The following is a 7042-nucleotide window of genomic DNA, read 5'->3' as shown; positions in this document are numbered from 1 at the left end:
TTCATTAGTTAGTAATTCTTCCTTCAATTAAACCTGTTTTTTGATTTGCGTTAACTTCGATTTTAATATTAAGATCACCTGAGGGGATACTAGAAAGTGGAATGTCAAAACCTTCACAACTACCAGAGGAAGGATTGGAGATAATACTGACAGTTTGAGTATACACAACAGTACTGCCTGAAGTAACAGTGAGTTTGCAGGTACCAGGAAGCTTTAAAAACTGATTAATATTAACACGTATACGATATTTATCGCCTGATTTTTCGGAATAAGTAACATAGAAAGTGGAATATCAAAACCTTCACAACTACCAGAGGAAGGATTGGAGATAATACTAACAGTTTGAGTATGTACAATAGTACTGGCTGAAGTGACAGTGAGTTTGCAGGTACCAGGAAGCTTTAGAAACTGATTAATATTGACACGTATACGATATTTGTCGCCTGACTTTTCGGAATAAGTAATAGTGCCAGTTAGCTTATCAAGCTGATTAACATCTTGCCCCTCATACTGCTCTGGCGTTTTTGGGGTACGACCAGCCTCGGCATCTTCTTTTGTACCATCCTCAGTGTGAATTGGTTGATTCTCGATATTAGTAGAGGGTTGGTCGGTCTTTTGATGAACTATTTCTGTAGTTTCAGAATTTGAAGAAGGTTTTCCCTTGTGGTCTATGATTTTAAAAATTTTGAGAACAATAATCGTAGCAATAATAGCAAGGATAAAAAAGAAAATAATAAAGATGGGAGCTTTATTTCTGCGCTGTTTTCTTGTTGCTGGTTTGGCCATATCAATATATACCTTTTATGGTTATATTTTAGCATATTGAGGATATTTTTATAAGTGAGAAGAATTTAAGGACTTTTTAAGTTTTTGTTCAATCTTATCAAATATCACCTGATAGAGTCGGTCGGCGGTGAATTTTTTAATAATCGAGACGATTAGACTTACAGCAAAGACGAGGATTGTGATTAGAGCAATTAGGAAGACGAGATTCTTAGAGGTACTAAACCCCTGGAACCAAATAAAACAGTCGGCAAGAATGAGATAATTATAGGGAGCATCATGAAGCAAATAGATACCAAGAGTGTGTTGAGAAATTTTTTCTATAAACTTAATAACCTTAGTTTTCTTTGTTAGGTTAGTTTTTACAAAGATTATGAATAAACTAACACTCATGAGAAAAACGACAATGGAATTTGGCGGCCACATATAGAACATAGGTACTTTTGGCATAAATGAGAATGAAAGATACTTAAAGATAAAGATGAAGATGATAGCAAGAAATGAAGAGAAGATATTAAGCTTAATAAAAAACTCACGATCGTTTTTTAGTAGACGGTCGCTCTCTTGGTATTTTGAAATGTAGGCACCGAGAAAATACATAAAAATTAACCAAATGAATCGACTATAAACGGGGCCATTTTCGACACTAGCGACAGCTAGACCACTGATAGTTGGGATAACAGACAAGATAATAAGAGAGATTATTAATAGCCTACGGTAATCTTTTTGTTCAAGATTCTTTATCAAGAGATTAAGATAAGGGGAGAAAATTAAAATACAGATATAGCATGTGACATACCAAAAATATCCGAGGCTGGTCGGAAAGAATGTGCTAAGTGTGACAACATAGCCACCTTTAACGATGGCGCAGAGAATAATATTTAAAATAAAATAAAACCAGATGTCGTATATGAGACGAATAATTTTTGTAGTTTTAGAACTATTACTTTTATATAAAAAGAAGCCTGTAATGAGCATAAAAAGATTGACGCCAATCTCACCAAAATGCAGGAGGAAGGCAAAAATTAACTTATTAAATTCACTGAGATTATTAAAGATAAGAGCTTTATAACAGATATGAAAAATAATAATCATTAAAATTGCAATGACACGTAAAAGATCAAGAGAATAATTTCTCTGTTTTTCTACTTTTTTGACCTCCATAATAAGGTCATTATACCTGATATTTTTATTTTAGGGGTGGTTAATAGAATTTTAACTAGATTTTGAAGAGACCATTATGCTTTTTCTGATCATAAAGCTCGACAGGAATGCCTTTAGCCTTGATTTTTTTCTCAACAAGTTCTTGGATTTCTTGATCATTTGCATTAAGCTTATTTGAGAAGTTTTCCCTGTTTTGATCTAATTGTGTTTTTTGATCAGATGATTTTTTTGATTTTTGAGAGTTAATGGCAGTAATATTTTTTATACCATCTTGATCAAAGCGCTGCTGGTGTCTAGAATAAACCACTTCGGCTATTAGTTGTCGATAGTGAGCGCTAAGACCAAAATCGCTAGCCCATTGATTAAGCTCGGTAAGAGCCTGGCTTGCATCATAGGTATAGTTAAAATATTCAATATAGTTTCGATTATCTTTTGTTTCAGCATAGAGGCGATTAATCAGCTTGGTAGGAAGACGTAAGAGATTTGATAATTCTGTAGATAATTCAAGTTTATGGGATTTTAAATAATCCTGCACAAGAAAAACTGAGGTATTTAGATAATCGGTAATGAGTTTAGAGTTTTCAAACTTATATGCACCAGAAGTATTGGGGATAGCATAGAGATTAGCAACAGTGAAATAACGATCAAGGAAACCTGATTGTTTTTGATTACGATATGACTGCATACAAATAACACAACCTGGATCAACTAGATCAATGGCAATATTTAAGCCCTCAGGGGTTGTTTGATTTTGATAAAAGTCGAGGAGCTGTTTTGATTGAGCCTGGTATTTTGATGGGTCTTCAGTGTTGTCGGTTAAATTAATTAGAGGGATACTAGCGGAAATAAAGTATTCTTTTTCTTGCCAGGTCTTGAGACGATCAGGAATGGCGGAAAAAATTTCACCCCATTCAGAGAAACTACGACCAATTTTGCCAGCAAGGTTGGTGGGTTCGGCTTGATCAATACTGCAAGATTCTGCTCCGAGACCGCATTGACTGGGCGCTGAAACATTACAAGTACCAAAAACCCAGAGAGCAAGAAGTGATTTAATTGCAATAACAAATGACCAAACGGTGATAAAAACAATTAGAATAGAGATAATCTCGATTAGAAGACTGGCTGGCTTTAGGAGTTTTGGATTCTTTAGGACTATACGCTTTAAAAGAGTATTCTTTACATCATCCTTAAAATTAGTGTCACATTTTTGTAATCTTACTTTTTTAAAAACACAGTGCCAGGCTTTTTTAAAGACTGTCCAATATTTTTGTCCTAACTGTTTATTAAAGATACTTAAAAACCCAACAAAGATAGAGAGAAGACTTAAGATAATAAATGCAGCAACACAAACCATAAATTCCTTTTTTGATTACCTTCCAGTAGATATTAATTATGATACACAGATTAGAATTTGCTTAATATTTTAATGACACGATCGATCTCTGCTTCGGTGTTTTGATAACCTAAAGATAGACGTAAAAGGGGTGGGAGTTTTAGCTTATGATCAAGATAATAGTGCACGCAGAAATACCCCGAGCGAACCATGATTCCCTGATCACTTAAAGCTTCAGCGAGAAGATGACTGTCAATGTCTTTTAAATAAAAAGTGAGGACAGTTGAGGGGTGTTGATTTAAACAATGAATCTTTGGATGAGTGGAGAGAAATTGATAGAGTTTCTCTGAACAAGAAGAGAGACGATCCTTGGCAGCAGCTGGAAGTTGATCGAGCCAATCAAGAGCAGAATTAAGAGCAATAATCTCACCCCAGGCTTGCAATCCTGGTTCAAAAGCAGTGTGGAATTTATCGGGATGCTCAAAAGAAGGGAGGTAGGTGCTTTTATCAACGTCATCAACCATACCACCACCTAGAAAAGTAGGTTTGATATATGAAAGAAAATCTTTTCGAATAACCATAACACCTAAGGATGGTGCATATAATTTATGAGCAGAAAAGCAGATTGCGTCAGCCTCAGTCTGTTCAAGAATAGCAGAGTGATGAGCTATAACCTGAGCTGCATCAAGGATAATATAACCTTGTTTTTGATGAACATAATGCACTACTTCTTGAAGATTTTGAAGAAGACGACCATCAATATTACTCATTACATTAACGACGACGAGTGAATTGTCGGGAATTTCAGAAATCGGAAGACTACCATCTATCTCACGCGATAAAACGAGTCTTTCTAGTTTATTGTTCTGTGATGCTTGAAGAGTAGTAAGAAAAACAGAGTTATGTTCAATATCAGATGTAACAATGGTCTTAATGCTCGCCTTTTTAAAATCAAATTGAGAAAGAAGAAGATTTAGTCCATAGGTGGTGTTAAGAGTAAAACTTACAAAATAATCTTTTTTCTTAAGTTTAAGAAATTTTAAAATATGATCTCTGGTTTCTGAGACTTTTTGATCAGTAATCTTTCCCCATTGATATTTTACGCGTTCACCACAAGAGTTGTGTTTTTGGTAATATTCAACCAAGCTATTAATTACTGGCTGTGGGCGAAGAGACTGACAGGCGCTGTCTAGGTATATTTCTTTATTATTTAGATACTCAAATCCTTTAGTGCGCAATAAAGAAGTCTGCTGTGTATTATTTTCATTGTTTGAGCTATTATCTGGTGTTTTTCTAAAGTTAAATAACCCCATAGACCTCCTTTTTATATATTTTATCATAGTATAAGTTTTTCAGAAGTTTTCCACATGTCCACATTGTGTTTTTATCTAATTTATTTTTTAATAACGTTTAGCTGTTCGGTTTTAGTTATTCACAGTGGAAGGTTTTTATCCACAATGATTTTAAACTGTTGTATTTGGTGTTCGGTTTTAGAAAAACATGAGTTATTAAGATGTTCGGTTTCTTATAAATAGAGGTTTCTTATTGTTCGGTTTTAACCTGTTATTTTAATATTGTCATAAAAAAGACTGACTACACAGTCTGTTTTAAATTGCTTAATATTTATGATTCGAGATCGAGGCCAAGAATTTGAGCAGCCTCTAAGAGAACTTCGCGATCTGGATCGGAAATAAATTCAAGACGTTGTTTAAAGAGGGCGGTGGTTTCAGGAAATGAGAGATCTACAATTTCGAGAGAACGAGCGGAACCTGGATTACGTTTGAGAAAACCTAGCTGCACAAGATTATCGATATGCTCAGCAACAGAGGCAACCGAACGAAGACCAAGTCCGGCAGCAATTTCACGATAGGATGGCGAGTAGTCATGATTATTCTGAAAATCCTGCAGAAAGTCCATTAAACGCTTTTGCTTTTTGGTTAATTTTAATGCCATATTTGTTATAATTATATAGTAGATGGAGATTTTGTGGTAAAAATGAGCAATTCATATATTGACGGTTTGGTTTCACCTTCAAGAAACAAAAAATCAACTAAGCAGGTGCGCCCCAGGGCAGGACTTGAGGTTGGTGAGGCTCATGCTACAAAACAACACTTAGAACAACAAAGATTAATACAGGCCGAAAGATTACGAAAACAAAATATTCGAGCTCGCAACATGTCAATGGCGCAGAGCGACGATCCATTAGTAGGACAGGCAGAGAGTCGACGAAAATTGGAGGATAATAGACAAAAATATACAGCGGACTGGGATTTTACCGATGGTGAATTAAGAGAAGCCTCTGAAGAATTTGATGATGATTTAAACGAGGACTTTAGTGATTCTTCTGCAAGATTAGATACAAACAATAGGCGTCGAAGATTGGGTGATTTTGAAAATATTAAAAAAAATAACTCATTCTCTTCAGTTAAGTCGATTGGTTTATTTAAAAAGAAGACACCTAAAACATCAAAGAAAGACTATGATGAATTCCTTGAAAATTCAGTAGCACTTGGAACTGACGAATTATTTGGAGAAAGACGAGAAAAAGACTCTTTAGAGACAGAAAAAAATAACCATAAGAAAAAAGGTTTTTTTAGACGTCATTTAAAATTGACGATAGTATTAATAATATTAGTCGGTGGCGGAGCTGCAGCATATTTTTATGGTGATCGCCTAATTTCAAAATTAACTGGTGGAAAATCTGGTTTAGTTGATCTTGTAAAAACTGTGGTATCCGAAAAGGTTACTCCATTAAAGATGGATGGAAAGGGGCGCACTAATATCGCAATTTTTGGAACATCGGGATATGACATGACTGGTTCTGAGGGTCATGCGGTACATGATGGGGCACAACTAACAGATTCGTTAATGATTATGTCTGTTGATCAAAATGCAAAGAATGCAGTTACAATGAGCTTACCACGAGATCTAAAAGTGGGTAGAGAGGCTTGCTATACTGGTAAGATAAATGAAGTATTTGCATGTGCTAGTAATAATGGAAGAAATGAGGAAGCTGGGGCGACAGCGGTAATGAAAGAATTGTCGACAATTAGCGGAATGGAAATGCATTATTACGTACATGTGAACTGGGGTTCATTGGTGCAGATTGTAAACGCTTTGGGCGGAATTACAGTAACAGTAGATGATGATATTAATGACTATTATTACACCGGAATTCGTATGAAGGCTGGGGTACCAACAGTGCTGGATGGAGAAAAGGCTTTAGGACTCGCAAGAGCTAGACATGGCTCAGTGGGCGGTGATTTTACGAGAGGAGAAAACCAACAAAAAGTATTAGTGGGAATTAAAAATAAGATCGCTGAAAAAGGTTTAGATATCCCAGCTATGATTAATCTCGTAAATGTACTAGGAGATAATCTAAGAACTAATGTGAATATTGAAGAGATTAAGACTGCAGCGAAAGTATTTTCAAACTTTAACCCTGCTAATATCGCTTCGGCACCTTTAACTGGACTGAGTGATGGCGACCTAGTTAAAAACGCAAGCTTCCCTGTTGGCGGATTAGATATCTCCTTTGTAATCCCAAGCGCAGGGGCGCAAAATTATACAAAAATTCAACAATATCTTGATTCAAAGATTGCTGACTACAGTGATTCCCCTGCAACTTCAAGGATCTTAGTATTAAATGGAACAAATGAATCTGGAATCGCAGCCAATGAGAAGCTAGAGCTAGAAAAGGCCGGCTTTAGAGTGACTGGAACTGGTAATGCTCCAACAGGAGAATATAAAGAAAAAGTTATG

7 protein-coding genes are annotated in these 7042 nt (G+C 35.6%); 1 reads left to right on the top strand and 6 read right to left on the bottom strand.

Annotation, left to right across the window (positions count from 1 at the left end; translation table 11 throughout):
* Positions 1 to 4: 4 nt before the first annotated feature.
* The 6 genes from G3KMM_RS02820 to G3KMM_RS02015 all read right to left on the bottom strand — a co-directional run bounded on the left by G3KMM_RS02820 (position 5) and on the right by G3KMM_RS02015 (position 5233).
* Complete coding sequence (locus G3KMM_RS02820) at positions 5 to 166, bottom strand: hypothetical protein (protein WP_164998481.1); 162 nt, start codon at positions 164 to 166, stop codon at positions 5 to 7.
* 47 nt (positions 167 to 213) lie between these two features.
* Entirely contained in the window at positions 214 to 786 is a 573-nt protein-coding gene (locus G3KMM_RS02035; RefSeq protein ID WP_129604902.1) for a hypothetical protein, read from the bottom strand.
* Between the two features lie 48 nt (positions 787 to 834).
* Positions 835 to 1947, bottom strand: a complete 1113-nt coding sequence (locus tag G3KMM_RS02030) for an acyltransferase (protein ID WP_129604899.1) — start codon at positions 1945 to 1947, stop codon at positions 835 to 837.
* A 55-nt stretch (positions 1948 to 2002) separates the two neighbouring features.
* Positions 2003 to 3301 (bottom strand): hypothetical protein, encoded by a 1299-nt coding sequence (locus tag G3KMM_RS02025; RefSeq protein WP_129604896.1) that lies wholly within the window; start codon positions 3299 to 3301, stop codon positions 2003 to 2005.
* Between the two features lie 50 nt (positions 3302 to 3351).
* Positions 3352 to 4593, bottom strand: a complete 1242-nt coding sequence (locus G3KMM_RS02020; RefSeq protein ID WP_164998480.1) for an aminotransferase class V-fold PLP-dependent enzyme — start codon at positions 4591 to 4593, stop codon at positions 3352 to 3354.
* Positions 4594 to 4903: 310 nt separating this feature from the next.
* Positions 4904 to 5233 (bottom strand): LexA family protein, encoded by a 330-nt coding sequence (locus G3KMM_RS02015; RefSeq protein WP_129604890.1) that lies wholly within the window; start codon positions 5231 to 5233, stop codon positions 4904 to 4906.
* A gap of 42 nt (positions 5234 to 5275) precedes the next feature.
* Between G3KMM_RS02015 and G3KMM_RS02010 the strand changes: the two genes are divergently transcribed.
* The coding region (locus tag G3KMM_RS02010; RefSeq protein WP_164998479.1) for an LCP family protein at positions 5276 to 7042 on the top strand (1767 nt) is incomplete at its 3' end.

Origin of the sequence: Candidatus Nanosyncoccus nanoralicus, from assembly GCF_004138405.1 — a bacterium.
Lineage (GTDB): Bacteria > Patescibacteriota > Saccharimonadia > Saccharimonadales > Saccharimonadaceae > Nanosyncoccus > Nanosyncoccus nanoralicus.
The sequence above is the reverse complement of the archived record's forward strand: the minus strand, read 5'-3'. Positions and strand labels throughout refer to the sequence as shown.